This window comes from Saccharothrix tamanrassetensis (assembly GCF_014203665.1).
In the GTDB taxonomy this organism is placed as follows: Bacteria; Actinomycetota; Actinomycetes; order Mycobacteriales; family Pseudonocardiaceae; genus Actinosynnema; species Actinosynnema tamanrassetense.
The window spans coordinates 828,457-854,993 of sequence record NZ_JACHJN010000001.1 but is presented as its reverse complement, the minus strand read 5'-3'; the positions used below and the strand labels follow the sequence as shown (position 1 = coordinate 854,993).

At 72.7% G+C, this 26,537-nt stretch carries 26 protein-coding genes; 21 read left to right on the top strand and 5 right to left on the bottom strand.

Translation table 11 applies throughout. The features are described 5' to 3' along the window. The first annotated feature begins 23 nt into the window (after positions 1 to 23). The 3 genes from FHS29_RS03300 (at position 24) to FHS29_RS03290 (ending at position 2,583) form a co-directional block, all read left to right on the top strand. Positions 24 to 1,061: a WD40/YVTN/BNR-like repeat-containing protein gene (locus FHS29_RS03300; protein ID WP_184688033.1), complete on the top strand. Its 1,038-nt coding sequence runs from the start codon at positions 24 to 26 to the stop codon at positions 1,059 to 1,061. Between the two features lie 78 nt (positions 1,062 to 1,139). Continuing rightward, complete coding sequence (locus tag FHS29_RS03295; RefSeq protein WP_184688031.1) at positions 1,140 to 1,706, top strand: ArsR/SmtB family transcription factor; 567 nt, start codon at positions 1,140 to 1,142, stop codon at positions 1,704 to 1,706. Next, positions 1,699 to 2,583 (top strand): SRPBCC family protein, encoded by an 885-nt coding sequence (locus FHS29_RS03290; RefSeq protein WP_184688029.1) that lies wholly within the window; start codon positions 1,699 to 1,701, stop codon positions 2,581 to 2,583. Before FHS29_RS03295 ends, FHS29_RS03290 begins: the two co-directional genes overlap by 8 nt. On the opposite strand, the gene FHS29_RS03285 is transcribed toward FHS29_RS03290, so the two are convergent. Together FHS29_RS03285 and FHS29_RS03280 are read right to left on the bottom strand one after the other, a co-directional pair. After that, positions 2,570 to 3,211, bottom strand: coding sequence for a response regulator (locus FHS29_RS03285; protein WP_312864725.1), 642 nt, complete (start codon positions 3,209 to 3,211; stop codon positions 2,570 to 2,572). The two genes, FHS29_RS03290 and FHS29_RS03285, sit on opposite strands and share 14 nt — an antisense overlap. Next, the gene (locus FHS29_RS03280) at positions 3,208 to 4,170 is read right to left on the bottom strand and encodes a sensor histidine kinase (RefSeq protein ID WP_312864724.1); all 963 of its coding nucleotides are present in this window, start codon (positions 4,168 to 4,170) and stop codon (positions 3,208 to 3,210) included. The genes FHS29_RS03285 and FHS29_RS03280 overlap by 4 nt, the downstream gene beginning before the upstream one ends. Positions 4,171 to 4,304: 134 nt before the next feature. Between FHS29_RS03280 and FHS29_RS03275 the strand changes: the two genes are divergently transcribed. The 11 genes from FHS29_RS03275 (at position 4,305) to FHS29_RS03225 (ending at position 15,360) form a co-directional block, all read left to right on the top strand. Beyond that, positions 4,305 to 4,901, top strand: coding sequence for a GlcG/HbpS family heme-binding protein (locus FHS29_RS03275; RefSeq protein WP_246439784.1), 597 nt, complete (start codon positions 4,305 to 4,307; stop codon positions 4,899 to 4,901). Between the two features lie 49 nt (positions 4,902 to 4,950). Continuing rightward, complete coding sequence (locus FHS29_RS03270) at positions 4,951 to 5,802, top strand: alpha/beta fold hydrolase (protein ID WP_184688027.1); 852 nt, start codon at positions 4,951 to 4,953, stop codon at positions 5,800 to 5,802. Between the two features lie 70 nt (positions 5,803 to 5,872). After that, positions 5,873 to 6,856 carry a helix-turn-helix transcriptional regulator gene (locus FHS29_RS03265; protein ID WP_184688025.1) on the top strand — a complete coding sequence of 328 codons (984 nt, stop codon included), beginning with the start codon at positions 5,873 to 5,875 and terminating at the stop codon, positions 6,854 to 6,856. Continuing rightward, entirely contained in the window at positions 6,853 to 7,827 is a 975-nt protein-coding gene (locus FHS29_RS03260) for a helix-turn-helix transcriptional regulator (RefSeq protein WP_184688023.1), read from the top strand. The genes FHS29_RS03265 and FHS29_RS03260 overlap by 4 nt, the downstream gene beginning before the upstream one ends. A gap of 18 nt (positions 7,828 to 7,845) precedes the next feature. After that, the gene (locus FHS29_RS03255; protein WP_184688021.1) at positions 7,846 to 8,112 is read left to right on the top strand and encodes a bacteriophage holin; all 267 of its coding nucleotides are present in this window, start codon (positions 7,846 to 7,848) and stop codon (positions 8,110 to 8,112) included. Beyond that, on the top strand, positions 8,105 to 8,479 hold the full coding sequence (tatA, locus tag FHS29_RS03250; RefSeq protein ID WP_184688019.1) for a Sec-independent protein translocase subunit TatA: 375 nt from the start codon (positions 8,105 to 8,107) through the stop codon (positions 8,477 to 8,479). Before FHS29_RS03255 ends, tatA begins: the two co-directional genes overlap by 8 nt. Before the next feature lie 21 nt (positions 8,480 to 8,500). After that, positions 8,501 to 9,481 (top strand): twin-arginine translocase subunit TatC, encoded by a 981-nt coding sequence (gene tatC, locus FHS29_RS03245; RefSeq protein ID WP_312864723.1) that lies wholly within the window; start codon positions 8,501 to 8,503, stop codon positions 9,479 to 9,481. Beyond that, a complete protein-coding gene (locus FHS29_RS03240; RefSeq protein WP_184688017.1) occupies positions 9,478 to 10,359 on the top strand; it encodes a diacylglycerol/lipid kinase family protein in 882 nt (293 codons plus the stop codon). Before tatC ends, FHS29_RS03240 begins: the two co-directional genes overlap by 4 nt. 74 nt (positions 10,360 to 10,433) lie before the next feature. Beyond that, positions 10,434 to 13,190, top strand: coding sequence for a DEAD/DEAH box helicase (locus tag FHS29_RS03235; protein ID WP_184688015.1), 2,757 nt, complete (start codon positions 10,434 to 10,436; stop codon positions 13,188 to 13,190). Between the two features lie 103 nt (positions 13,191 to 13,293). Next, complete coding sequence (locus tag FHS29_RS03230; protein WP_184688013.1) at positions 13,294 to 14,019, top strand: DUF4333 domain-containing protein; 726 nt, start codon at positions 13,294 to 13,296, stop codon at positions 14,017 to 14,019. A 132-nt stretch (positions 14,020 to 14,151) separates the two neighbouring features. Then, a complete protein-coding gene (locus tag FHS29_RS03225; protein ID WP_184688011.1) occupies positions 14,152 to 15,360 on the top strand; it encodes a GNAT family N-acetyltransferase in 1,209 nt (402 codons plus the stop codon). Between the two features lie 137 nt (positions 15,361 to 15,497). Here the strand turns inward: FHS29_RS03225 and FHS29_RS03220 are convergent, their stop codons facing one another. Continuing rightward, on the bottom strand, positions 15,498 to 16,445 hold the full coding sequence (locus FHS29_RS03220) for a 5'-3' exonuclease (protein ID WP_184688009.1): 948 nt from the start codon (positions 16,443 to 16,445) through the stop codon (positions 15,498 to 15,500). Positions 16,446 to 16,680: 235 nt separating this feature from the next. Here FHS29_RS03220 and FHS29_RS03215 point away from each other — a divergent pair, with 235 nt between their 5' ends. Beyond that, complete coding sequence (locus FHS29_RS03215) at positions 16,681 to 17,811, top strand: M24 family metallopeptidase (protein WP_184688006.1); 1,131 nt, start codon at positions 16,681 to 16,683, stop codon at positions 17,809 to 17,811. After that, positions 17,808 to 18,257 carry an Lrp/AsnC family transcriptional regulator gene (locus FHS29_RS03210; protein WP_184688005.1) on the top strand — a complete coding sequence of 150 codons (450 nt, stop codon included), beginning with the start codon at positions 17,808 to 17,810 and terminating at the stop codon, positions 18,255 to 18,257. The genes FHS29_RS03215 and FHS29_RS03210 overlap by 4 nt, the downstream gene beginning before the upstream one ends. Positions 18,258 to 18,395: 138 nt before the next feature. Here FHS29_RS03210 and FHS29_RS03205 read toward each other — a convergent pair whose 3' ends face one another. Continuing rightward, positions 18,396 to 19,148, bottom strand: a complete 753-nt coding sequence (locus tag FHS29_RS03205; protein ID WP_184688003.1) for an aminotransferase class IV — start codon at positions 19,146 to 19,148, stop codon at positions 18,396 to 18,398. Positions 19,149 to 19,226: 78 nt separating this feature from the next. Between FHS29_RS03205 and FHS29_RS03200 the strand changes: the two genes are divergently transcribed. Together FHS29_RS03200 and FHS29_RS03195 are read left to right on the top strand one after the other, a co-directional pair. Continuing rightward, positions 19,227 to 20,180, top strand: a complete 954-nt coding sequence (locus FHS29_RS03200) for a GlxA family transcriptional regulator (protein WP_184688001.1) — start codon at positions 19,227 to 19,229, stop codon at positions 20,178 to 20,180. A 39-nt stretch (positions 20,181 to 20,219) separates the two neighbouring features. Next, the gene (locus FHS29_RS03195) at positions 20,220 to 20,852 is read left to right on the top strand and encodes a DJ-1/PfpI family protein (RefSeq protein WP_184688000.1); all 633 of its coding nucleotides are present in this window, start codon (positions 20,220 to 20,222) and stop codon (positions 20,850 to 20,852) included. 251 nt (positions 20,853 to 21,103) lie between these two features. Here FHS29_RS03195 and FHS29_RS03190 read toward each other — a convergent pair whose 3' ends face one another. Beyond that, complete coding sequence (locus FHS29_RS03190) at positions 21,104 to 22,096, bottom strand: RNA polymerase subunit sigma-70 (protein WP_312864722.1); 993 nt, start codon at positions 22,094 to 22,096, stop codon at positions 21,104 to 21,106. 42 nt (positions 22,097 to 22,138) lie between these two features. Between FHS29_RS03190 and FHS29_RS03185 the strand changes: the two genes are divergently transcribed. The 3 genes from FHS29_RS03185 (at position 22,139) to FHS29_RS03175 (ending at position 26,347) form a co-directional block, all read left to right on the top strand. Further along, complete coding sequence (locus FHS29_RS03185; RefSeq protein WP_184687996.1) at positions 22,139 to 23,335, top strand: MFS transporter; 1,197 nt, start codon at positions 22,139 to 22,141, stop codon at positions 23,333 to 23,335. A 189-nt stretch (positions 23,336 to 23,524) separates the two neighbouring features. Beyond that, the gene (locus FHS29_RS03180) at positions 23,525 to 24,742 is read left to right on the top strand and encodes an MFS transporter (protein WP_184687995.1); all 1,218 of its coding nucleotides are present in this window, start codon (positions 23,525 to 23,527) and stop codon (positions 24,740 to 24,742) included. Between the two features lie 363 nt (positions 24,743 to 25,105). After that, positions 25,106 to 26,347, top strand: coding sequence for a GGDEF domain-containing protein (locus FHS29_RS03175; RefSeq protein WP_312864721.1), 1,242 nt, complete (start codon positions 25,106 to 25,108; stop codon positions 26,345 to 26,347). Positions 26,348 to 26,537 lie beyond the last annotated feature (190 nt).

Below are 26,537 nucleotides of genomic sequence, written 5' to 3'. Positions count from 1 at the left end.
GCTCTTCGTGAGGCTCACACCTCATGAAGAGCCTTCTCCTCGTCGTGGCCGCGGCGGCATCGGCACTCGTGGCCCCACCCGCCGCTCGGGCGCACGACGCCTCGTGGGAACTGCGACCGACCGGGACCGTCGCGCAGCTGCGCGGCCTGTCCGCGGTGAACTCCCGCGTCGCGTGGGTCAGCGGCAGCAAGGGCACCGTGCTGCGAACCGTCGACGGCGGCCGGACCTGGGGTTCCGTGCCGCCGCCGGACACCGCCGTGCTGGACTTCCGGGACATCGAGGCGTTCGACTCGCGCACCGCCGTGGCGCTGTCCATCGGGCCCGGCGCGTCCTCGCGGATCTACCGGACCGCGGACGGCGGCCGGACCTGGGCGGAGTCGTTCCGCAACGCCGACCCGAACGCGTTCTACGACTGCGTGGCGTTCTTCGACCGGTTCCGGGGGCTGGCCATGAGCGACCCGGTGGACGGGAAGTTCCGGGTGCTGGCGACCCGGGACGGCGGCCGGTCGTGGCGGCAGGTGCCGGAGGAGAACTTCCCGCCCGCGCTGGACGGCGAGTTCGGGTTCGCGGCGAGCGGCCAGTGCGTGACCACGGCCGGCTCGCGGGACGCGTGGATCGCGACCGGCGGTGGCGCGAAGGCGCGGGTGCTGCACTCCTCGGACGGCGGATGGCACTGGCGGGCCGCCGACACGCCGTTGCTGAGCTCGCCGTCGGCGGGCGTGTTCGCCACCGCGTTCCGCAACCCCCGCCAAGGGCTGGCGATCGGCGGCGACTACGCCGATCCGACCGGCGCGGTGGCGAACCTGGCGCTCAGCCGGGACGGCGGCCGGACCTGGGAGTCGGCCCCGACCTCGCCGGTCGGCTACCGGTCGGGCCTGGCGTGGCACGGGTCGTCGGTGATCGCGGTCGGTCCGACGGGCAGTGACGTGAGCCGGGACGGCGGCCGGCACTGGCGCAGGTTCGACGAGGGCAGCTTCGACACCGTGGACTGCCCGGCCCGGGCGGGCACGTGCTGGGCGGCCGGCGAGAAGGGCCGGGTCGGGGTTCTGACCAGGGGATAACCAGCCGAGCGAGCAGGCCTGTGGCGGTCGCACGGACCATTGACAAAACAGATTTGTACGTTCAAGATGATTTTCGCGATGAGAGACGTCCTGTACCTGGAGCAGATCGAGCAGGCCGAGGCACTGCTCAAGCCGCAGCGCATCGAGGTGCTGCGGCAACTGGCCGAGCCGCACTCGTGCACCGAGGTGGCCACCGTTCTCGACCAGACCCCGCAGCGGGTCTACTACCACGTGAAACGCCTGGTGGAAGCCGGTCTGGCGACGCAGGTCGCGGAGCGGAAGGTGCGCGGGATCCACGAGGGCGTGTACCAGGCGACCGCCCGCGCCTACTGGCTCTCGCCGCGCCTGGTCGGCCGGCTCGGGCTGCGCCGCGCCCAGGACGAGCTGAGCCTGGGATACCTGCTGGACCTGGTGGAACAGGTCCAGTCGGACATCGCCGCGCTCGACCGCACCCGGCCCGAACTGCCGTCGCTGGGGGTGTCCGGCGAGATCCGGGTCCGCCCCGAGCAGCGGAAGGAGTTCTTCGCAGACCTCAGGACGACCTTGCAGGACCTGTTCAGCCGCTACGGGGGCGCGGATGGCGACGCCTTCCGGCTGGCCGTGGCCTGCTACCCGACCCAACCGGAGGAAGACGACCATGAGTGAGACCGTGACCGTCCGTGCCCGCGTCGCCGCGCCCGTCTCCCGCGTGCACCGGGCGCTGACCTCGGCCGACGAGCTGAGCAGCTGGCTGGCCGAGCACGCCGCCGTGGACCTGCCCCACCGGTTGGAGTTCTGGGGCCGGTACACGCCGGAGGGCGACTCGCCGCACCAGAAGCTCGAGCACGTGGACGACACCACCGTCCGGTTCACCTGGCACGTCGGCGGCGAGGACACCACCGTCGAAATCACGCTGACCGCGGAGGGCGACGACGCGACCGTCGTGTCGATCTCGCAGAGCCACTTCCCCGGCTGGGAGGCGGCTGTGTCGGAGCAGGGCGTGCTCGGCTCCCTCTACACGTACTGGACGCTGGCCCTGGCCAACCTGTCCGAGCACGTCGAAGGCCGGGAGCTGACGCCGAAGTGCGACTTCACGGCCCCGGAGCTGCGCGCGTCGGTCGAGATCGCGGCGGCGAAGGAGGCCGTCTACGCCTCGCTGGTGGACCCCGGGCAGTACGAGACGTGGTTCGGCGCGAAGATCGACATCGAGGCGTGGGTCGGCGGCCGGGTCGCCATGGGCGGCTTCGACCGCAACCCGGCGCCGGGGAAGGTGCTGGACCTCGTCGAGAACGAGCGGATGGGCATCGACTGGGGCCAGGACATCGTGTCGACCTGGGAGCTCGCCGACTCGGCCGGCCGCACCCGGTTGACGTTCGTGCAGAGCGGCTTCGCGGACGGGCACCCGGCTTACGGCGCGTGGATGGGGTGGCTGTCCGGCGTCGCCGAGCTGCGGCGCTACCACGAGCTGGGGGCGGACTGGCGGCCGATCTGGCTCCAGCCGGAGGTACCGGGCCTGCCCGAGGGCGTGCTCACGGGCGACTGAGGCGGATGATCCGGCGCTCGACGGCGGTCGTCACGGCCGCCGTCCTGGTCTCCACGCCGAGCTTGTCGAAGATCCGCACCAGGTGCGTCTTGACCGTGGCCTCGCTGATGAACAGCGCCCTGGCGATCTCCCGGTTGGACAGGCCCCCGGCCAGGTGGTCCAGGATCTCGACCTCGCGCCTGCTCAACGCGGGCGCGGGGGCGCGGACCGTGCGCAGCAGGCGTTGCGCGATGTCGGGGGACAGCACGGTCTGCCCCAGCGCCGCCCGGCGGACGGCCTCGGCGAGTTCGTCCGGCGGGGAGTCCTTGAGCAGGTAGCCGGTCGCGCCCGCTTCCACGGCGCGCACGACGTCGGCGTCCGAGTCGTAGGTGGTCAGCACGACCACCTCGGGCGGGTCGGGCAGCGCGCGGACCCGGCGGGTGGCCTCCACGCCGTCGATGCCCGCGCCGAGCTGGAGGTCCATCAGCACCACGTCGGGCTTGAGCGCCGCGGCGTACCGGACGGCGTCTTCGCCGGTAGCGGCTTCGGCCACCACCTCGAAGTCGCGCTGCAGGAGTCCGGTGAGGCCGAACCGGACCACCGGGTGGTCGTCCACCACCAGGACGCGCAGCGCCCCGTCGGCCGTCACGTCGGCACCGTCACGGCAAGGGCCGTGCCCTCGCCCGGTGCGCTCTCCACGGACAGCGTGCCGCCGAGTTCCGCGACCCGCCCCCGGATCGACGCCAGCCCGAAGCCCCGGCCCTGGCCCGGCGTGACGGCGGACGGGTCGAAGCCCCTGCCGTCGTCGCACACGTCCAGCGTCACCGCGTCGCCCAGGTAGGACAGCGTCACCACGACAGCGTGCGCCTCGGCGTGCTCCCGGACGTTCGCCAACGCGCCCTGCGCCACCCGCAGCAACGCCACCTCGGTCTGCACCGTCAACGGGTACGGCTCACCGTGCACCTCCACCCGGTCGCACAGGCCGCGCAGCGCGTCCTCCAGCGACCGGCCCTGGAGCGGGGACAGGTCGCGCACGAACCGCCGTGCCTCGGCCAGGTTCTCCTTCGCCACCTCGGCCGCGCGCCGGGTGTCGCCCAGCTCCAGCAGCAGGTTGATGCTGGACAGGCCCTGGGCCAGGGTGTCGTGGATCTCCCGCGCCAGCCGCTGCCGTTCCTGGAGGACGCCGGCCTGGTGGATCAGCCTGCGCCGGTCGAAGAACACCGCCGCCGTGATCACCGCGACGCCGATCGGGCCGAGCACCAGGCTCGGCTCGACCGTGTCCGCCAGCCGGACCTGCCCGAACACCACGGCGAGCGTCAGCACGGCCGCGATCGGCACCGAATGACGTGGCCGGAGCTGGCGCAGGCACTGGAAGAACAGCGGGATCGCGCACCAGCCGAAGCTCGGCGCGAGCCACACCAGCGCCAGCCACGTCACCAGGACCAGCGGCAGCGCGCCGGTCCACCGGACGCCCAGCGGGTAGGCCGCGCCCAGGACGGCCGCGACGCCCAGCACCGTCGGGTCGACGCCGTGGTACGCGACGTACCGCGCCGCCGACGCCGCCAACAGCACGTAGAAGCCCGCGTGCATCGCCCGGTGCAGCCACACGGCGCTCACCGTAGGCCGGCGCGGGGGTGCCGGGGTCAACCGATGGGTTGAACCTCGGTTCAGCCCATTCCACGAGGTCGCCGGGGTGGTCGGTGGACGAGGGTTCCGGTCACCGAATCCCGGAGGAGACAGCGATGAGGAAGACCGTGGTGGGCGTGCTGGTGGCGCTGAGCGTGGCGGGTGCGGGCGGGTACGCGCTCGCCGACCAGGATCGCGGCCAGGCGCAGGGCCAGAGCCAGAGCCAGGGACAAGGCCGGGGCCAGGCGCAGGGCCAGAGCCAGGGACAAGGTGAGGGTCAGGGGCAGGGCGGCAAGGGCGTCGAGGTGCGCACCGCGAAGGCGCTCACGGTCGACGCGGCGGTGCGCGCGGCGCAGGCGGCGCTGGACGCGGCGGAGAAGGAGGGCCAGCGGGTGACCGTGGCGGTGGTGGACCGGGGCGGCGACCTGGTCGTGCTGCTGCACGGCGACGGCGCCGGGCCGCAGACCGAGGAGTCGGCCAGGCGCAAGGCGTTCACGTCGGCTTCGTTCAACGCGCCGACCTCGGCGCTGGCGGGCCGGGTGACGGGTGCGGGCGCGACGCTGCGCGACATCCCCGGCACGCTGTTCCTGGCGGGCGGTGTGCCGGTGGCGTCGGACGGCGCTCCGGTGGCGGGCATCGGCGTCGGCGGCGCGCCCAGCGGCGACCTGGACGAGAAGTACGCGAAGGCCGGCCTGGACGCGGTCGGCGGCTGAGGCCCGCGGCGGCGGGGTTGCGGCCAGGCCACGTGGGGTAGGGGAGGGTGTGTTCTCCGACTTCACGCTGACGAGGGTCGACACGGGCGGGGCGGAACTGCGGGTGCGGTTCGGCGGCTCCGGACCGCCCGTGCTCCTGCTGCACGGTCACCCGCGCACCCACACCACCTGGCGGCACGTGGCACCGCTGCTCGCCCGCGACCACACGGTGGTCTGCCCGGACCTTCCCGGCTACGGCGAGTCCTCCAAGCCGCCGACCGCGCCGGACCACGAGCCGCACTCGAAGCGCGCGACGGCCCGGCACCTCGCCGCGCTCATGACCGAACTCGGCCACGACGAGTTCGCGGTCGTCGGCCACGACCGCGGCGGGTACGTGGCCACCCGGCTGGCACTGGACCACCCCGACCGCGTCACGCACCTGGTGGCGTTGGACGTGGTGCCCATCGGGTCGGTGCTCAAGCGGTGCGGCGCGGAGTTCGCCCGGAAGTGGTGGCACTGGTTCTTCCTGGCCCAGCCCGAGGTGCCGGAACGGGTGATCAACGCCGACCCCGACGCCTGGTACCGGACCGCCGAACGGCCGGTGGACGAGGACACCCTGAAGGCGATGCACGACCCGGAGACCGTCCACGCCATGGTGGAGGACTACCGCGCGGGGCTGGGCATCGACCGCCGGCACGACGACGCCGACCTCGCGGCCGGGCGCAGGATCGCCTGTCCGGTGCTGGTGCTGTGGGCGGACGGCGACGACCTGCCCGCCCTCTACGGCGACGTGCTGGAGGTGTGGCGGGAGTGGACGCCCGACCCGCGCGGTCGGGTCGTCCGGTCCGGTCACCACCTGGCCGAGGACGTGCCGGACGAACTCGCCGCGGCGATCCGCGAGTTCGTCGCCGCAAGCGACTGAAAGGACCATCGGGTCGGATTGGGGTGGGGATGTGCGTCAACCCGCGTTCGCGCGGGGTTAGGGTTCACGAGTGGCCATCGCACGTGCCGAACGGCTCGTCAACCTGGTGCTGTGCCTGCTCTCCACCCGGCAGTACCTGACCGCCGAGCGCATCCGCGCCATCGTCCCCGGCTATGCCGACGCCGCGACGGACGAGGCGTTCTTCCGCATGTTCGAACGCGACAAGACAGAGCTGCGCGATCTCGGCGTGCCGCTGGAGATCGGCCGCAACGCGGGTGTGGAAGGCCCGGACGGCTACCGCATCGCGCGGCGCGACTACGAGCTCGGCGACATCGACCTGGAGCCGGACGAGGCGGCGGCGGTCGCGCTGGCCGCCCGGCTGTGGGACTCGCCGCAGTTCACCGGGGCCGCGCACGGGGCGCTGATCAAGCTGCGCGCGGCCGGCGTGGACGTCGACCAGGACGTCGACGTGCCGGTCGAGCCGAAGGTGCGCACCAGCGAGCCCGCGTTCCCGCCGCTGCTGGCGGCCGTGCAGGAGGGGCGGGTGGTCGAGTTCGACTACCGCCGCCCGGTGCCGGTCGAGGTGCGCAGGCGGACCGTCGAGCCGTGGGGCGTGGTGGCCTGGCGCGGCCGGTGGTACCTCGTGGGGCACGACCGGGACCGGCGTGCGCCGCGCTGCTTCCGGCTGTCGCGGATCGTCGGCGAGGTCGTGGCGTCCGGGAAGGCGGGGGTGGTGCAGCGGCCCGACGACGTGGACCTGCTCAGCTTCGTGGCCCGCAGCGAGCCGCCGGCGCAGGCGGTCGCCACCGCCAAGCTGTGGGTGGCGCGGGGCAGGGCGCAGGGCGTCCGGCGGCGGGCCCGGCACGTGGGGGAGCAGGAGTACGACGGCGTCCCGGGTGACCTGCTGGAGATCGACCTGAGGTTCCCCGACTCGGCGGCGAGCTGGATCGCCGGGTTCGGCCCCGACGTGCTGGTGCTGGAGCCCGACGTGCTGGCGAAGACCGTGCGGGAGAAGCTGGTGGGCGCCCTGCGCGGAGCGGGGGTGCGCGCGTGAACGCCTCGTCCGCCGACCGGCTGCCCCGGCTGCTCGCCCTGGTGCCGTACCTGCTGGCGCGGCCCGGCATCCCGATCGACGAGGCCGCCGCCGACTTCGAGGTCACGCCCAAGCAGCTGCGCCGCGACCTGGAACTGCTGTGGATGTGCGGCCTGCCCGGCTACGGGCCGGGCGACCTGATCGACCTGTCGTTCGAGGGGGAGACGGTCACCGTCACCTTCGACGCGGGCATGAGCCGTCCGCTGCGGCTGACCGCGGCCGAGGCGACCGCCCTGCTGGTCGCGTTGCGCGCGCTGGCCGAGACGCCGGGCGTGGCGGACAAGGCGGCCGTGCAGCGGGCGGTGGCGAAGATCGAGGCCGCGGTCGGCCAGGCGCGGCCCGCCGGGGTCGCGGTCGGGCTCGCCATGCGGGAGGCCCCGGAGACCACGCTGGTGCGCGACGCGGTGTCCGCCGGCGTGCGGCGCGGTCGGGCGCTGCACCTGCGCTACTACACGCCCTCGCGGGACGAGGTCACCGATCGGGTGGTCGACCCGATGCGGGTGCTGCTGGTGGAAGGCCGAAGCTACCTGGAGGCCTGGTGCCGCATCGCGGACGGCGTTCGGCTGTTCCGACTCGACCGGATAGACGCGGTGGACGTGCTCGACGAGCCCGCCGCCCCGCCGCCGCACGCGGAGCCCACCGACACGTCGGAGGGGTTGTTCCGCCCGGATCCCTCCCAGCGGACCGCCGTGCTGGTACTGGAGCCGGACGCCCGCTGGGTGGCCGAGTACTACCCGGTGGACTCGCTGACCGAGTTGGCCGAGGGGCGCGCGCGGGTGCTGATGCGCTACGCCGACACCGCGTGGATGACCCGACTGCTGCTCGGCCTGGGCGGCGAGGTGCACGTGGAGCAGCCGGCCGAGCTGGTGGAGGCGGTCGCCCGACGGGCGGAGGCGGCGTTGCGCCGGGCGGATCACCTCCTGGCAACCTGAGCCCGATACGGTGAAGTCGTGCCGTACTTGCCGAGCCTGGTGTTGTTGCTGGTCGGGATGGTCTTTTTGATCGTCATCCTGGTCAAAGTCATCGGATCCTTGCGCCGATTCCGCGCCGCAAGCACTCTGGTAGGCGACAGGGTCGGCGACGGCGTCGGTTTGCTGCGAGCGCGGTCAGCCGCGCTCGGGGTGGCCTTCGCCGAACGGCGTCCGAACCGGGCCCTGAGGGGCGAACCCCGCGTACCATCGACGGACCGGGGCATGAAGGAGGACTACCGTGGGTAACCTCGGAGCTACTGAGCTGATCATCATCGCCGTGGTGATCATCTTGCTGTTCGGGGCGAAGAAGCTGCCCGACATGGCGCGTTCACTCGGCCGCTCGGCCAAGATCCTCAAGGCCGAGACCAAGGGCCTGCGCGACGACGAGGACCAGCCGCAGCCGCAGGCGCAGAACACGGCCGTCCAGCAGCCCGCTCCCCAGCAGCTGCCGCCCGCGCAGCCGCAGGTCGCCCAGCCGCAGGTGGTGCCGCCGCCGGTGCAGCAGCCGGTGGTCCAGCAGCCCGCTGCCCAGCAGCCCGCCGCGCCGCAGCAGCCGCAGGTGGCCCAGCCGATCGAGCAGTCCCCGCAGAACCTCCAGAACAAGCAGAACTAGACCAGAAGGACGGTCCGCACCGTGGGGGCAAGTCCCGTCCGGTGGTGGTCGGAGCGCCGAGAGCGCCGCAAGCTGACGAGCCTTCGGGGCAACCCGGACGGCACCATGTCGCTGAAGGACCACCTGTACGACCTCCGGCACCGCCTCGGTTTGGCGTTGCTGATCATCGCCGTCGGTGCGATCTTCGGCTGGTTCTGGTGGGCTTGGCGCATCTTCGGGCTGCCCAGCCTGGGCGACATCGTGATCGCCCCCTACTGCGGCATCCCGGTGGCGCAGCGGCTCACCCAGGGCGGGCAGGGCTGTCAACTGCTCCAGACCCAACCGTTCGAGATCTTCATGATCCGGTTGAAGGTCGGTGCGGGCGCCGGCATGGCGCTGACCGCCCCGCTGTGGCTCTACCAGGTGTGGCGGTTCATCGCGCCCGGCCTGTACGCCAAGGAGCGCAAGTTCGCGCTGATCTTCGTGGGCTGCGCGTCGGTGCTGTTCGTGGCCGGTGCGACGCTGGCGTTCTACGTCGTGCCGCAGGGCCTGTCCGTGCTGGTCGGTTTCGGCGACGAGAAGTTCATCACCGCGCTGACCGCCGGTGACTACATCAGCTTCGTGATGGCGCTGCTGCTGATCTTCGGCGTGAGCTTCGAGCTGCCGCTGATCGTGGTGATGCTCAACCAGGTCGGCGCGGTGTCCTACGCCAAGCTGTGCAAGTGGCGGCGCGGGATCGTGTTCACGCTGTTCGTCTTCGCCGCCATCGCGACGCCCGGCGTCGATCCGATCTCGATGATCGCGCTGGCCATCGCGTTGACGCTGTTGTTCGAGCTGGCGATCCAGCTGGCCCGGGTCCACGACAAGCGGGCCGCGCGCCGGCGTCGGGAAGAGGGCCTGGACGAGCTGTCCGACGAGGAGGCCGCGCCGTTCGACTACACGCCGGCGTCGATCGAGGAGCCCGAGACCGATTCGGTGGTGTCCAAGGAACCGCACCGGGTGCGTTACGACGACGCCACATGACGCGTGCGGCGTTGCTGGTCTGCCCCGCCTCCGGCAAGGGGCGGGCGGCGAGGATGGCGGGCTCGGTCGCTGCCCGGCTGCGCACCGCCGTGGACCGGCTGGACCTGCACGTCGCCTCCTCGTCCGAGGGCACGGCCGCGTTGGCGCGCCGGGCCGTGGACGACGGAGTCGACGTGCTGGTCGTGCTCGGTGGTGACGGCGGGGCGCACCTGGGGGTGCAGGCCTGCGCGGGGACGCCCACGGCGCTGGCCGTGGTGCCCGCCGGGACCGGCAACGACCTCGCCGCGGCGTTGGGCACGACGTCGGTGGACGACGTGGTCGACGCCCTGTGCGCCCGCTCCACGCGCGCGCTGGACCTCGGGCGGCTCGGCAACGGCACGTGGTTCGCGACCGTGCTGTGCGCCGGGTTCGACTCGGCGGTGAACGAGCGGGCGAACGGCATGCGTTGGCCCGCCGGCCCCCGTCGCTACGACCTGGCGATCGTGGCCGAACTCGCGGCGCTGAGGCCCGAGCCGCTGGTGGTGGAGACGGAGGACGAGCGGCTGGAGGTGGACGCATTGCTGGTCGCCATCGGCAACACCACCAGTTACGGCGGCGGCATTCCGGTGTGCCCGGACGCCGACGCGGCCGACGGCCTGTTCGACATCACCGTGGTCGGCGCCGCGCCGCGCCGGACCCTGCTCCGGATGCTGCCGACCTTGCGGACGGGGCGGCACGTCGACCACCCGGCCGTGCGGACGCTGCGCGCGAAGTCGGTGCGGCTGTCCGGCCCGTCCTGGGTCGGCTACGCCGACGGCGAGCGGATGCACGGCCTGCCACTGCCGGTCGAGTGCAGGTCAGCCGCCTTGCTCGCAGTCACATCAATACCTTCAGTGTAGATCGAAATGACGTCCTTTCGCACGACCGGCAAGCGGAGAGCGCTTTTGTCGTGGGTGTGTGACAGCCTGAATGGGTGTCAAGTGCTTCGCGGTCTCCGGCCGACCAGTACGCGGACTTCCGCCGCCGCAACACCCGGCCCAAGCTGACCGACTTCCTCTCGGTGCTCTCCTTCGAGCTCGACCCGTTCCAGCAGCGCGCCTGCGAGGCCCTGGAGGACGGGCACGGCGTGCTGGTGTGCGCGCCCACCGGCGCGGGCAAGACAGTCGTCGGCGAGTTCGCCGTCCACCTGGCCCTGTCGGAGGGCCGCAAGTGCTTCTACACCACGCCGATCAAGGCGCTGTCGAACCAGAAGTACGCCGATCTGGTCGCCCGCTACGGCAACGACAAGGTCGGTCTGCTGACCGGGGACACCTCGGTCAACGGCAACGCGCCCGTGGTCGTGATGACCACCGAGGTGCTGCGCAACATGCTCTACGCGGGCTCCTCCACGTTGCGGAGCCTGGCGTACGTGGTGATGGACGAGGTGCACTACCTGGCCGACCGGTTCCGCGGGCCGGTGTGGGAGGAGGTCATCCTGCACCTGCCGGAGTCGGTGCGGCTGGTCGGCCTGTCCGCCACGGTCAGCAACGCCGAGGAGTTCGGCGAGTGGCTGGTGGAGGTGCGCGGCGACACGGCGGTGGTGGTGGACGAGCACCGTCCGGTGCCGTTGTGGCAGCACATGATCGCCGGCGGCCGGATGATGGACCTGTTCGCCGGCGAGGGCCCGGAGGGGCACCTGCGGATCAACCCGCAGCTGTTGCGGCACACCGAGGACCTGGCGCGGTTCCACGTGCCGTGGAGTCGGAACCGGAACAACAAGGGTCGTCCGCCGCGCGGGTCGGGGTTCAAGCCGCCGTCGCGGGTGGACATCGTGCAGCGGCTGGACGGTGCGGGGCTGCTGCCGGCGATCGACTTCGTGTTCAGCCGGGCGGGTTGCGACGCGGCGGTGACGCAGTGCGTGCGGGCCGGGTTGCGGTTGAACTCGGAGGCCGAGATCGCGGAGATCCGCGAGGTCATCGAGGAGAAGACGCGCGACCTGCCGCAGGGCGACCTGATGGTGCTGGGCTACTGGGAGTGGCGGGAGGCGCTGGAGCGGGGCATCGCGAGCCACCACGCGGGGTTGCTGCCGGCGTTCAAGGAGACCGTGGAGGAGCTGTTCGTCCGGGGTCTGGTGAAGGTGGTGTTCGCGACCGAGACGTTGGCGCTGGGCATCAACATGCCGGCGCGGACGGTGGTGTTGGAGAAGCTGGTCAAGTACAACGGCGAGGCGCACGTCGACCTCACGCCGGGGGAGTACACGCAGCTCACCGGTCGTGCCGGGCGTCGGGGGATCGACGTGGAGGGGCACGCGGTCGTGGTGTGGCAGCCCGGGGTGGACCCGAAGGCGGTCGCGGGGCTGGCGTCGACGCGGACGTACCCGCTGCGGTCGTCGTTCCGGCCGGGCTACAACATGGCGGTGAACCTGGTGCACCAGCTGGGTGCGGCGGCGGCGCGGGAGATCCTGGAGCAGTCGTTCGCGCAGTTCCAGGCGGACCGGTCGGTGGTGGGCCTGGCGCGGCGCATCGAGCGCAACAAGGAGGCGCTGGCCGGGTACGCCGAGGCGATGAGCTGCCACCTGGGTGACTTCACCGAGTACGCGTCGCTGCGCCGCCGGGTGGCGGAGCGGGAGAAGGCGTTGGCGCGGCAGAACTCGTCGGCGAAGCGGGCGGAGGCGGCGGCGTCGCTGGAGCGGTTGCGCAAGGGTGACGTGATCGCGGTGCCGTCGGGTCGTCGGTCGGGGTTGGCGGTGGTGATCGACCCGGGGCTGGAGCCGTTGGGCGAGGCGCGTCCGCTGGTGGTGACCGAGGACCGCTGGTCGGGTCGGTTGTCGGCGGCGGACTTCCCGTTGCCGGTGGAGGTGCTGGGGCACGTCAAGTTGCCGCGCCAGGTGGACACGCGGTCGCCGAAGTCGCGGCGTGACCTGGCTTCGACGTTGCGGAACACGGGGATCGTGGCGCCGGCGCTGCGCAAGCGGCGGTCGACGGCGGATGACGACGCCGAGTTGGCGACGTTGCGGCGGGCGTTGCGGGCGCACCCGTGCCACGGGTGCGAGAAGCGCGAGGACCACGCCCGGTGGGGTGAGCGGTACCACCGGTTGTCGGCGGAGACGGAGCAGTTGGAGCGCAAGGTCGCGGCGACGACGCACTCGTTGGCGCGGGAGTTCGACCGGATCCGGGGGCTGCTGCGGGAGCGGGGCTACCTGCACGAGGAGGAGTCGGGGCTGGGTGGGGAGGTCACCGAGCACGGCAAGCGGCTGACCCGGTTGTACTCCGAGTCGGACCTGTTGGCGGCGGAGTGCCTGCGGCACGGTGTGTGGCGCGGGTTGGAGGCCGCGGAGCTGGCGGCGGTGGTGTCGTCGCTGGTGTACGAGGCGCGGCGGGACGGTCCGTTGGAGACGCGGTTGCCGCCGGGGAAGGTGACCGACGCGTTGACGGCGACGGCGCGGCTGTGGGCGGAGTTGGAGGACGACGAGCGGCGGCACAAGCTGGATCGCACGCGTCAGCCGGATCCGGGGTTCGCGTGGCCGGTGTACCGGTGGGCGCGGGGCGAGTCGTTGGAGAAGGTGCTGAGCGCGTCGGAGGCGAGCGGGACGGAGTTGGGCGCGGGTGACTTCGTGCGCTGGTGCCGGCAGGTGATCGACTTCCTGGACCAGATCCGGGACGTGGTCGGTGGTGGTGATCCGGTGGGTGCGGCGGCCCGCAAGGCGGTGGACGCGTTGCGGCGCGGGGTGGTGGCGATGGCCACGGTCTGAGATAGCTTTGCGGGGTGGCTGGGTGCGTCCGGCTCTCCTGTGGTTTGATCGCGCCCGCAAGACTTGAACGCATCTTTTCCAGACCGACCGTCGGAGGCCGAGCATGACCAGTCCGTACGGACCGTCCGGAGGGAACGACCCGCAGCAGCAGTGGGGCCAGCAGCCCTACGGTGGTGGGTACCCCGGCACGCCGTCGGGTGGTTTCCCCGCTCAGCAGCCCGGTTACGGGCAGCCGGACCCGTCGCAGCAGCAACAGCAGCAGTGGGGGCAGCAGCCCCAGCAGCAGCAGCCGTACACGCAGCAGTACCCGGCCGGGTACGACCCGGGCCAGCAGCAGAACCCGTACGGCCAGCAGGACCCGTCGCAGCAGCAGCAGAACCCGTACGGCCAGCAGGACCCGTCCCAGCAGCAGTGGGGTCAGCAGGGCCAGTACGGGCAGCCCGGTTACGGGCAGCAGCAGAACCCCTACGGTCAGCCCGGTTTCGGTCCGCAGCAGCCGCCCGCCAAGAAGTCCGGTGCGGTGCTGTGGGTGGTGGTGGCGCTGGTCGTGCTGGTGGTCGCGGCTGTGGGCATCACCGGCTTCGTGGCGCCCGGCTTCTTCAAGAAGAAGATCTTCGACAACGCGTCCGTGCAGACCGGGATCGTGCAGATCCTCAAGGACGACTACAAGATCTCGGACGTGGAGAGCGCGACCTGCAACGGGGAGAACCCGGTGGAGCCGAACCGCACGTTCACCTGCAAGGTGAAGATCGGCGGCAAGGACAAGGACGTGAAGATCACCGTGAAGACGGCGGACGGCGAGTACGAGGTCGGACAGCCCACGGGTTGATCCGGCTGAGCGCACCCTTGGCGGAGGCCACTCCCGGTTCGCGGGGGTGGCCTCGTCGTTTCCGGCGGATTGTGTTCTTGATCGCGGGAAAACTCGTTAGCGGGAAGTGCGCGGGCGGGAGACCATCGGGTGGTGACCGATCTGGACATCCGCGTCCTGGACGACGCCCACTACCGCGCCGCGCACACGCTGTTCCGGGGGACCTTGCACCACGGGCCCGCGCCGGACGAGCGTTGGGAGGTCGCGCGGACGTCGTACGAGCCGGGTCGGGCGCTCGGTGCGTTCGCGGGGGAGGAGCTGGTCGGGACGGCGCAGTCGTTCCCGTCGCGGCTGGCGGTGCCGGGTGGTGCGGTGGTGCCGATGGCGGCGGTGAGCCGGGTCGGGGTGCGGGCGGACTGGACGCGGCGCGGTGCGTTGACGGCGTTGCAGCGGGCGCAGTTGCGTGGGTTCCGGGAGGCCGGTGAGGTGGCGGCGACGCTGCGGGCGTCCGAGGGCGTGATCTACGAGCGGTTCGGTTACGGGGTGGCGTCCCGGTTCCGCGAGGTGCGGGTCGTGCGGGCGCAGGCGCGGACGCGGGTGCCGATCGCGGGTCGGGTGCGGCTGGTGGAGGCGGAGCCCGCCGGGGCGTTGATCCGGTCGTTGTTCGAGCGCCTGTCGCCGGGGCGGCCGGGGACGATCGCGCGGTGGCCGGGCTGGTGGAACCTGAACGTGGTCGACCCGGGGGAGGGCGAGAGCCAGCGGTTCGCGGTGGCGTCGGGTCCGGATGGGGACGACGGCTACGCGGTCTTCAAGGTCACGCCGGGTTCGTTCGAGACGGGCAGTGAGAAACCCACCGTGCTGGCGGTGCTGGACCTGTGGGCGGCGTCGCCGCGCGCCTGGTCGGACCTGTGGGCGTTCCTGCTGGGCATCGACCTGGTGGGCGAGGTGGTCGCCGAGGGGCGGCCGGTGGACGAGCCGCTGGAGTGGCTGATGGTGGACCGGCGGGCGGTGCGGGTCACCGACGTGATGGACGAGACGTGGCTGCGGCTGGTGGACGTGGAGGCCGCGTTGTCGGCCCGCGCGTACCGCCCGGGTCCGTCGGTGGTGATCGGCGTGCGCGACCGGTTCCTGCCGGAGAACGAGGGCGCGTACCTGGTCGGGTCGTCGGGTGCGGCGCGCACGTCGGAGGCGCCGGACTTCGTGGTTGACGTGGACGTGCTCGGCGCGGCCTACCTGGGTGACGTGTCGTTCGGGGCGATGGCGATGGCGGGGCGGTTCGCCGCCGATCGCCCGGACGCGGTGGCCCGTGCGGACGCCCTGTTCGCGGTGGACCAGCCGCCGTGGTGCGGCACGTTCTTCTAGCCTGCCGCCTTCTGGCCTGCCGCGACGCTGCCCGCCCGCCTGGGCGGTGGGTCGGTTCCCCGGCCGGGGTGGACGGCGCGGCCGGGATGTCCGGGGTCAGAGGGTGTCCGGGCCGGGAGTGTCCAGGTCCGGGGTGTTCAGGCCCGGCGTCGTTCCAGGGCCGTGAGCAGTCGCGGCAGTGAGCTGCCCAGGCCCCAGCGCCGGGTCAGTTCGGCGACGCGGTCGGGGTGGGCGGGTTCGTCGGGCACGGTGTCCGGGCGGTCCACCAGGACGTCCGCGTCGGTGGCCACGTTGACCACGGTGGGGGCCACCGCGAGGTAGTCCTGGGCGTTGAGCAGGGCGGTGCGGGCGCGGGTGGTGAGTTTGCGGTCCTTGCCGTCGTGCACGGCGGCGAGCACGGCTTCGAGGGAGCCGAACTCGGTGATCAGCTTCGCGGCGGTCTTCTCGCCGATGCCCGCGACGCCGGGCAGGCCGTCGGACGGGTCGCCGCGCAGCACGGACATCCCGGCGTAGGCGGGGCCCGCGTCGGCGGCCGGGAGGGCGTACTTCGCGGCCAGCTCGGCGGGGCCCAGCAGTTCGGCCTTGGCCCAGCCGCGGCCCAGGTAGAGGACCTTGACCGGGGTGGGTTCGTCTCGCACCACCTGGAACAGGTCGCGGTCCCCGGTGATCACCTCGACGGCGTCGGTCCGCTCGCGGGCGGCGAGGGTGCCGATCACGTCGTCGGCCTCGTAGCCGACCGCCTCGGCGGTCGCGATGCCCACGGCGTCGAGCACGTCGAGGATGATCGGCACCTGCGGGGTGAGGGTGTCGGGCACGTCCTCCTCGCCGTCGACCGCCTCGGCGGCCACCCGGTGCGCCTTGTAGGACGGCAGGGCGGCCACCCGGAACTCCGGCCGCCAGTCCGCGTCCAGGCACGCGACCAGGCGTCCGGCGTTGCGGTCGGTGATCACCCTGGTGATGGTGTCGACGAACCCGCGCACCGCGTTGACCGGCGTGCCGTCGGGTGCGGTCATCGACTCGGGCAACGCGTAGAAGGCCCGGAAGTACAGGCTGGCGGCGTCCATCAGGACGAGCGGGCTGCTCACCCCGGACAGCTTGCCAGACACCCCCGACAGCGGCTCACGGCGTGCGTGTTCCGGCTGGTGGCCTCGTGCGGCCGGGTCCGTGCGGGCGGTGTCGGTGTCCCTGTTCCCGCCGGGAGGCGCGGGGGCGGGTGGGCACGCGGGGCCGCATCGGGGTGTCCGCCTGTCGGGTGGCCGACCGGGTGTGGATCAGGCTGACTGACGTGCCGTCGTGCGCACAGGACTAGGCTGCCGAGACATGTCGACCCATGTTGGACCCATTGACGTGGATGCCCTCCGCGCGCGACTGGACAAGGCCGCCACCGCGGCGACCGTCGCCGGAGTGGATGCCCTGCTCATCACGCCCGGTTCGGACCTGCGGTACCTGATCGGGGCGGGTGGTTCGTCGTTCGAGCGGCTGACCTGCCTGGTGCTGCCGGTCGGTGGCGCGCCGGTGCTGGTGGTGCCGAAGTTGGAGCAGCCCGGGTACGCGGGCGTGCCGACCGACGAGCTCGGTGTCGAGGTGGCCACGTGGGTGGACGGTGAGGACCCGTACGCGCTGGTGAAGCGGGCGCTGAAGGGGACCGGGCGGCTCGCCGTGGCGGACATGATGCCCGCGCTGCACAGCCTGCGGCTGCGGGACGCGATCGGCGGCGACCAGGTGCTCGCCGGGCCGGTCCTGCGGGAGCTGCGGATGCGCAAGGACGCCTCCGAGGTGGCGGCGTTGCGCAAGGCGGGCGCCGCGATCGACCGGGTGCACGCCCGGGTCGGGGAGTGGCTGCGGCCCGGTCGCACGGAGGCCGAGGTCGGGGCGGACATCGCCGCGGCGATCGTGGCCGAGGGGCACGAGCTGGCCGAGTTCGTGATCGTCGGGTCGGGGCCGAACGGGGCGTCGCCGCACCACAGCCTGTCCGACCGGGTGATCGAGGCCGGGGACGTGGTGGTGGTGGACATCGGCGGGCCGGTCGCCGAGGGCTACAACTCGGACTCCACGCGCACCTACGTGCTCGGCGAGCCGCGTGACCCGGACGTGTGGGAGACCTACGCGGTGCTGCAGGCCGCGCAGCAGGCCGCCGTGGACGCGGTCCGGCCCGGTGTCACGTGCGAGGCGGTGGACGCCGCCGCGCGGGAGGTCATCGCGGAGGCCGGGTTCGGCGAGTACTTCGTGCACCGCACCGGTCACGGGATCGGGCTCGACGTGCACGAGGAGCCTTACATCGTGGGCGGCAACGACCTGCCGCTGGAGGCGGGGATGGCGTTCAGCGTGGAGCCCGGCATCTACCTGCCCGGCCGGTGGGGCGCCCGGATCGAGGACATCGTCGTCGCCACCGAGAGCGGTGTCGAGAGCGTCAACAACCGACCCCACGAACTGGTGGTGCTGCCGGCGTGACCAACCTGGAGCCGATAGACCGGGCGATCCTGCGTGAACTGGCCGCCGACGGCCGGTGCAGCTTCACCGACCTCGCCGAGCGGGTGGGGCTGAGCGTGTCGGCCGTGCACCAGCGGGTGCGGCGGCTGGAGCAGCGCGGTGTGGTGCGCGGCTACGCCGCGCGGCTGGACGGCGACGAGGTCGGCCTGCCGTTGACCGCGTTCATCTCGCTCACCCCGATCGACCCGGCGGCTCCGGACGACTACCCGAAGCGGCTGGAGCACCTGCCGCAGATCGAGGCGTGCTACTCGGTCGCGGGGGACGCCTCCTACGTCCTGCGCGTCCGGGTGGCCTCGCCCACGGCGCTGGAGGAGCTGCTGCGGCAGATCCGCGAGGTGGCGAACGTGTCCACCCGCACCACCGTCGTGCTGTCCACCCCGTACGAGGACCGCCCGCCGGCCGTCTAGCCGGACGGCCCGCCGGGTCGTCGTGGTGGGTCGGGTCCGCCTGGTCTCCCCTCGGCGTCGCGGAGCACCGGCGTCGCGGAGGGGAGTCGATCACCGGCACCCGCTCTCCCACGGAGGGCTCCGCGGGCATCGGGGCTCCTACTCGACCGCGTCCCACGGCACCGCGTCGTAGCCGGCCTGGAGGCGGGTGAGCGCGGCGTCGTCCACTTCGTACTCCACGTCGTCGATGCGGGACACCGCGACGACGCCGATCGAGTTGGTCAGGAACGCGCCCCGGTAGGAGCGCAGGTCCGCCAGCCGCACCACGGCCCGCCGCGACGGCAGTTGCCGTTCCAGCAGCTGCATGGTGATGCCGTGCAGCCAGTCCGCCTCGGCCCACACGATCCCGGTGTCGTCCAGGAACCCGATGTTCGCGATCGTGCCCTCGACCACCACCCCGTCCGACGTGGTGAGCAGCGCGTCGTCGAACCCGGCGGCCACGGCGCGGATGCCGTGGTGGGTCTGGCCGAACCCGCCCAGGTGCTTCACGTGCGGCAGCGGGCGGCGGTAGTCCACCGACATCAGCCGCTGCGGGTGCGCGGGCGGGGTCGACGGGGCCCGCACACCGACCAGCACCGAAGGCGAGGTCGGGCCGAACACGACGACCCGGACCGCCGCGTCCCGCACGTCGTCGGCCAGCGCGTGCGAGATCAGCCCGCGGACGCGGTCGCCGTCCAGACCGGTGCCGTACAGCTCCCGGTTGGCCGCGTCCAGCCGCCGCAGGTGCAGGTCCAGTCCTCTGACCCGGCGGTCGCGGACCTGCATGGCGGTGAAGTGGCCGTAGTTGGCCAGCACGGCGGGCGCCAGTTGTGCGGCGGTCGGCGGGTTGCCGTCGATCTCGATCCTGAGCATGGGCGCGACCGTAGCGTGGCAGGAATCGAGGGTCGCGGGTCGTTGCCGCCACCGGCGGACGTCGAAAAGGTGGATGGTGTGGAACGCGAAGTGCTCGTCGTCGGCTACCGGGACGCGACGCTGCTCGACATCGCCGGGCCGGTGGAGGTCTTCAACGGCGCGGCGAAGGTGTGCGGCGGGTACCGGGTGCGGCTGGCGGCGGTGGGCGGGGGGTTCACCGCCTCCGGCATCCGGCTGGACGCCGACGACCTGCGCGAGGTCACCGGGCCGGTGGACACGCTGCTCGTGGTGGGCGGCGGCGGGTTCAGGGACGCCGCCCGCTCGGCGGAGCTGCTGGGGGAGCTGCGGCGGCTCGCCGGCACGGCACGGCGGGTGGCCGGCGTGTGCACCGGCGCGTTCGTGCTGGCCGCCGCCGGCCTGCTGGACGGGGCGCGAGCCACCACGCACTGGGCGTACTGCGCCGAACTGGCCCGGCTGCACCCGTCAGTGGAGGTGGTGCCGGACGCGATCTTCGTGTGCGACGGGCGGCTGACCACCTCGGCGGGCGTCACCGCCGGCATCGACCTCGCGCTGGCGCTGCTGGAACGCGACCACGACGCCACCCTGGCCCGGCTGGTCGCCCGCTGGCTGGTGGTGTTCCTGCAACGCCCCGGCGGCCAGTCGCAGTTCAGCGTCCGCTCCCGGGTTCCGCCGGTCCGCGAGCCGGGACTGCGAGCCGTGCTCGACGCCATCGCCGACGACCCGGCCGGCGACTGGACGGTCCGCGAGATGGCCCGCCGCGCCGCGATGAGCCCGCGGCACTTCGCCCGCGTGTTCCCCCTCCAGGTCGGCACGTCGCCCGCCCGGTACGTGGAACGGGCCCGGGTGGAGGCGGCGGCGGGCGTGCTGGAGTCCGGCGACGAAGGGCTGGACGTGGTGGCCAGGCGCACCGGCTTCGGGTCGGCCGAAACCCTGCGCAGGGCGTTCCAGCGGGTGCTCGGCGTCACGCCGGGCGGCTACCGCGACAGGTTCCGCAGCACGGGCGCGGCGTGAGGCCGCACCCGAAATCCGCAACCGAGGGGGACATCACCGATGGATCTGGCGTTCGTGCTCTACCCGAACCTGACCGCACTGGACCTGATCGGCCCGTACGAGGTGCTGGGCCACCAGCCGGACGTCACGGTGCACTTCGTCGCCGAGACCCGGCAACCGGTGACCGCCGACGCCGGGCTGATCATCACGCCGACGGTCACGTTCGACGAACTCGACCGCGCCGACGTGATCGTCGTGCCGGGCACCGGCACGTGGCGCGACCCGCTGGAAGCCGGGGTGGTCACGGCGTGGCTGCGCAGGGTCCACCCGACCGCCACCTGGACCACGTCGGTGTGCACCGGCTCCACGCTGCTGGCCGCCGCGGGCATCCTGACCGGTCGCCCGGCCACCACGCACTGGGCGGTGCGCGACGCGCTGGCCGGGCTCGGCGCGGTGGTCAGCACCGACCGGGTGGTGCGCGACGGCTCCGTCGTCACCGCCGCCGGGGTCTCCGCCGGGATCGACATGGCGCTCACCCTGGTCGGGCTGATCTGGGGCGACGACCGCGCCAAGTTCACCCAGCTGGTCATCGAGTACGCCCCCGAACCGCCCTACGACGCCGGCTCGCCGGAGACCGCCCCCGCCGGGATGGTCGCCTTCGCCCGCTCGGCCGTCGGCGGCTTCCCGTCCTGACCCGGACACCGCCACCAGCACGGCGGGCCGCCCGCCGTGCTGGTGCGCCGCCTTCGACGCCGGCCCGTCCAACACCGGCACCGACCCCCTCGGGAACGCCCGCAGCGCCCCGCCGGCCCTTTCCGGCAGCACCGCCCCGCCGGCTCCTTCCGGCAGCACCGCGCCGTCGGCCACGACGACCAGGGCGCCACGCCACCCGACGGCGTCGACCACCTGCGACCCGGCGACCGTGACGACCCGGACGCCGAAGCTCACAGCGTCGCGGGCAGACCGAAGCGGGCGAACACGGCGGTCGGGAAGGTGAGGATCTCGGCGATCGCGTCGCCCTCGATCCGCAGCACGTCGAACGACACCGGCTCGAACACCCCCGAACCATCCCGCCTGACGTAGTTCGCCACCGCCGGCTGCCGGTTCGCCGAGGTCACCAGCAGCTTCCACTCGCCCCACGCCTGCGGCCCGACCATGAACGGCGCCCAGATGCCGATCAGCTCGTCCCGACCGCGGTGCCGACCCGGCTCCGGCGGCATCGCCCACAGCGCGTCCTCCCGCAACACCGCCGCCAACGCCGTCAGGTCACCCCGCTCGGTGGCCTCCACGAACCGCTTCACCACCGCCTTCTCCTCCGCCGACGGGTCGCCGATCCAGTCCGTCCGCCGCTCCGGCAGGTGCTTGCGCATGGTCACCCGCGCGCGTTGCAGGGCGCTGTTCACCGCCGGCACGGTGTCCTCCAGCAGCTCCGCGGTCTCGCTCGCCCGCCACCCCAGCACGTCCCGCATCACCAGCACCGCCCGCTGCTTGGCCGGCAGGTGCTGCACGGCCGCCAGGAACGCCAACTCGATCGTCTCCCGCGCCACCACCTCCGCGTCCGGCTCCTCCGACGCGTCCAGCAGGGCGTCCGGGATCGGCTGGAGCCACGGCACCTCCCCGGCGGGCATCCCGGTGCCGGCGACCGGCTCGCGACGACGGCCGATGGCGTCCAGGCACGCGTTGGTCGCGATCCGGTACAGCCACGCCCGGATCGACGAACGACCCTCGAACGTGTGCCGCCCCCGCCACGCCCGCAGGAACGTCTCCTGCACCAGGTCCTCCGCCTCGTCGAACGAGCCGAGCAGCCGGTAGCAGTGCACCCGCAGCTCGTGCCGGTGCCTCTCGACCTCCCGCGTGAAGTCGACCGTCATCGTCGCAACCTCGCTCATGGCAGCCCTCCGGGCTTGTACGGTGGCGTGCCTGGCCGCACGCCGCACAACGTATGACCGGACGGCTCACCGGAACTCATCGGAGGGGCATTGGGCACGGGTTTCCGGGCGGCGTTCGCGGTGCCCGAGTTCCGGGTGCTGTGGTCGGCGGCGGCACTGTCCACCATCGGCGACCAACTCGCCCGCGTCGCGCTGTCCGTGCTGGTGTTCCAACGCACCGGCTCGGCCACCTGGACCGCCCTCACCTACGCCCTGACCATGCTCCCGGCACTGGTGTCCGGCGTGCTGCTGACCGGACTGGCCGACCGGTACCCCAGGCGCGCGGTCATGGTCGCCGCCGACCTCGTCCGGGCCGTGCTGCTGGCCGTGATGGCCCTGCCCGGCGTACCGCTGCCGCTGCTGGCGGCCCTGCTGGTGGTGGCACAACTGGCCGAACCCCCGTTCGCCGCCGCGCAGGGCGCCCTGCTGCCGACCGTGCTGGGCGAGCGGTACGAGGCCGGGCAGTCCGTGCACCTGATCACCCACCAGGCCGGTCTGCTGCTCGGCTTCGCCGGCGGCGGCCTGGTCGTGGCGTGGCTGGGCACGTCCGGGGCGCTGGCGGCGGACGCGGCCACGTTCGCCCTGTCCGCCGTGCTGCTGAGGTCCGGCCTGGCACACCGCCCCGCGCCGGGCGTGGTGAAGCGGACCCACGTGCGGATCCGGGAAGGCGCTTCGTTGGTGTGCCGGGACGGCCGGCTGCGGCTGCTCGTGGCGCTGGGGTGGCTGGCGCTGTTCACCGTCGTGCCGGAGGGGTTGGCGGCGCCGTTCTCGGCGGAGGTCGGGGCGGGCGCGGCGGGGGTCGGCGTGCTGCTCGCGGCCGACCCGGCGGGGATGGTGCTCGGTACCGTCCTGCTGCGGTTCCTGCCGACGACACGACGGGTCCGGCTGCTGGGGTTGTCGGCGGTGGCGACGGCGCTGCCCCTGGTGGGCTACCTGCTCGCACCGGGCCTCGTCGGTGCGGTCGCGCTGCTGGGGTTGAGCGGGGTGTTCAGCGCCTACCAGGTCACGGCGGGCGCGACCTTCGTGCGGCTGGTGCCGGATGAACAGCGCGGCCAGGCGCTGGGCTTCGCCCGGAGCGGCCTGGTCGCGACCCAGGGCATCGGCGTCGCCGGGGGAGGCCTGCTGGCTACCGCGACGGGTTCCGCCGGCACCGCCATCGCGATCTCCGGCCTGGTCGGTACGGCTGTGGCCCTGGCGGTCGCCGCCGCCTGGTCCCGCGTCTCGGACACCGTCGCGGGGGAGGGATGACCGCAGTAGGCCGGCGACCGACCGCAGCGGACCGGGTGTCACCCGCCGCGACCAGCGAAGGGACCGGGATCGTCGGTGCCCCATGAGAAAATTGAACCGGGGGCCGGAGGCCACGCCAACGCACGACCGGCAGCCACTCCGATCGACCGCCCCACGACCGCTTCCGACCAGGTGCCGGCACCCGATCACGTGCCGGCACCCGATCACGTGCGGGCGTCCGACCACCTGCGGGGGTTCGACCACGTGGCAGCGGTCGCCGACCGACCCGGAGCCCGCCCACTGCGCCGCAACCGCGCGTTCGTGCTGCTGTGGTCGGGCCAATCGGTGTCGCTGATCGGCTCCCAGGTCACCGTCGTCGCACTACCCCTCGTCGCCGCCCTCACCCTGGGCGCGACCCCGTGGCAGATGGGCGTCCTGGCCGCCGCAGCCCGCTTCCCCTACCTCTTCCTGGGCCTCCCGGCCGGCGTCTGGGTTGACCGCCTGCCCCGCCGACCCCTCCTGGTCACCTGCGCCCTGGGCCAAGCCGCCGCCCTCGCCCTGGTCCCCGCGGCACACGCGACCGGCACCCTCACCATCCCGCTGCTGTCCGCGATCGCCTTCATCGCCGGCGCCTTCGCGGTGTTCGCCGACATCGCCACCCTCGCCTTGGTCCCCCTGATCCTCCCGGCACACCACCTCACCCGAGGCCAGGCCGCCTTCGAGACGAGCCACTCCACCGCCCAGGTCGCCGGCCCCGCACTGGCCGGCTGGCTGGTCACCACCCTCACCGCCCCACTGGCACTGCTCGCCGACGCCGCGAGCTTCCTGCTCTCCGCCGCCACCCTCACCGGCATCCGGACCCACCACCGCCCGGAACGCACGACCGGCCTCATCCAGCAGGTCGCCGCCGGTGCCCGGGTCGTCTTCGGTCAACGCCTGCTGCGCAACGTCACGCTCTGCACGGCCACCCACATGTTCTGGATCAACGCGCTCCTCGCCGTCCTGGTCCTGCACCTGACCGAAACGGGGCTGTCCCCGGCGCAGATCGGCGGCACCCTGGCCATCGGCGCGGCGGGCGGCCTGGCCGGTTCGCTCATCGCCCCACGCCTCGAGGACGGCGCGATGCCCGTCGCGATCGCGGTGGCCGGCGCGGGCGCGGCCGGAGTCGCCCTCCACCCGCTGAGCATCGCCGTCCTGTGGCTCGGCCTGCAGGCCTACCACGTCCTCCAGGTCCCGGTCCGCTACCGCCTCACCCCACCCACCATGCACGGCCGGGTCAACGCGACCATCCGCACCACCGTCTGGGGCGCCGCCCCGCTCGGCGCGCTGCTGGGCGGACTGCTCGCCGGAACCGCGGGGCTGACACCCACGATCGTCATCAGCGGCGCAGGTGCCGCCCTAGCCGGGTTGTGGCTGGTCAGGGCATGAGCGGAAGCCGCGCGCTCGGCGCGGCCGCCGCGTCGTCCGATCCGGCACCCGCCGGACATCACCAGATCTTGTCGCGCATGGCGGCGCACCTCCTCAAGGCATGGCCGTGGACAGCACAGGGCTCCGGACACCAGGGCTCCGGGGTCACCAGATCTTGTCGCGCACAGCAGTCACCTCCTGTGGGTCGTGTCACCCCGCTAGCGGCTGACATCCGCGCAGGTCACAATTAGCGTGACGGTCCGTTCGGGCGCGTTCACAGTCCGATCCAGACGGTCGCGAGGAACCATGGGCAGAGTGCGGTCAGCGTCGTCGAGCGCTCGACGCTGGTCACTATGGTCCCTGCCACGGCAGGCTTTGGTGTACGTGCTGTCGGTGGATCTGCTCGCCGTGGTCGCCATCGCCGCGTCCACCGCCTGGCCGGTCCCCTCCCACGCGTGGGCCACCTTCGCCGTCCTGGCCGGGTGCGCCGCCCTGCACCTGCACTGCTCCCGCTGGATCGAACGCATCCGCCGCGACCACAGCCACCTGCCGCACGTCGACCTGTGCAGCATCTGGATCGTGGCCGGCGCGATAGTCCTGCCGCCCGCGCTCGCGGTCGCCCTGGTCGTGCTGATGTACGCGCACCGGTGGTGGGTGGTGGGCCGCTGGGACGCGTCCCGGCCACCGCACCGGAACATCTTCACCACGTCGATGATGGTGCTCGCCACACTCGCCGCGAGCACCGTGGCAGGCGTGACGGGCCTGCGCGACCACCTCTCCGGACACCGTCCCGAAGGCCTGCTGGACCTGGTCGGCCTGCTCGGCGCGGGCACCGCCCAATGGCTGGTGAACACCGCCCTGGTGGCCACCGTGATCCTGCTGACTGTCCGGCCCAGGTCGGTCAAGGACGCCATCGGCAGCTCCTCGGACAACCTGCTCGAAGCAGGCCAGCTCGCCATGGGCTCGTTCGTGGCGCTCGCCGTCGCCTGGTGGCCGGGGTTCGCGGTCCCGATGGTCGTCGCCGCCGTCGCCCTGCACCGCACCGTGCTCATCCACCAACTCGAACTGGCCGCCCGCACCGACGCCAAGACCGGCCTGCTCAACGCCGAGGCCTGGCACCTCCAGGCGAGGCTGGAACTGGACCGCACCCGTCGTCAACCACCGGGCGCCACCGTCGGCCTGTTCATGATCGACGTCGACCACTTCAAGGACATCAACGACACCCACGGCCACCAGATAGGCGACGCGGTGCTGCGCCGCATCGCCGCCGCGCTGGCCGGCGTGGTGCGTCGCGGTGACGCGGTCGGCCGGTTCGGCGGCGAGGAGTTCGCGGTCCTGCTCCCGTCGACCAAGCGCGAAGAAGCCCTGACCATCGCCGAGCGGATGCGCCGCCAGGTGCACCAGGTGGTGGCCGACGACGGCGACGGCGGCACCGTGGACGGCCTGACCGTCAGCATCGGCATCGCAGTCTGGCCCGACGTGGCCGAGGACACCCTCGAAGGCCTGCTGGCCGCCGCCGACGCCGCCCTCTACGAGGCGAAACGCCAAGGCCGGGACCAGGTGCAGGTGGCCGGCCGCCACCGCCGCGTCCGCTGGATGCCCGCCGCAAGATCAGAAACGCAATAGACCGCACAGCCAACAGCGCCCGAAGCCAACAGCGCCCGGAGCCCAGAGCGCCCGGAGCCAACAGAGCCCGGAGCCCAAAGCCCAAAGCGCCCAGAGCCCGAAAGCTTGGAAGCTTTTGAATAAAGGTTCTACGCAGCTTGACGGCAGAAGAGGGACCACGGACTCAAAGCGCTCCAGAAGCACGCAGGTC